Source organism: Aeromicrobium phragmitis (genome assembly GCF_003674095.1).
GTDB lineage: Bacteria > Actinomycetota > Actinomycetes > Propionibacteriales > Nocardioidaceae > Aeromicrobium > Aeromicrobium phragmitis.
Genome location: NZ_RDBF01000044.1, coordinates 1 through 601 on the forward strand (window position 1 = coordinate 1; position 601 = coordinate 601).

Sequence of the window (601 nt, forward strand, 5' to 3'; positions counted from 1 at the left end):
TCGCCTCCCTGTAGGCCCTCCGGCCCGAGATGTGGTCGGTTTTGTGTCACTTGAGCCTGCTCTTGTGACACGAAACCGACCACATCTTGTTTTTCCACGCCCTTGCGTTCCGGATGATGAGAATCCACATCTCGCTCGAGCGGCCTGGTGCTCGGGCTGAACACCGGTCGACGCTGGTGACGTGCCGCAAGCTCGAGATCTGCCCGCCGAATTGGGGCGAGGACCGTTCACCCGACGCCACGCCCTGGCCTTAGGACTCACCGACACCCAGCTACGAGGGCGAAGATTCCGGCAGCTGTTTCGAGGCGTCTACGTCGTACGCGCCCAGGCTCTTTCGCTGCTCGTCTGGACTCAAGCTGCCTTGCTCATCGCGCCCGCCGGAGCAGTAGTCAGCCACCACACCGCTCTCGCGCTCTGGGGACTCCAGCTTCCGGGCTGCCATCCGATCCACCTGTCGACCAATCAGCGTCTCCGTCTGCGGGTTCCCGGCATCGCGTGGCACCGGCGCAAACACCAGATCGGTTGCCGCGAGGTCGCAGGCGTCGTCGTCACGGGACCGGAACGAACGATCGTCGACCTCGCCACGAAGCTGCCCTGGCAC

General features: G+C 64.4%; 1 pseudogene. It reads left to right on the forward strand.

The features are described from left to right. Positions 1-181 precede the first annotated feature (181 nt). Positions 182-601: pseudogene (locus D9V41_RS17630) on the forward strand (hypothetical protein); the annotation flags it as partial.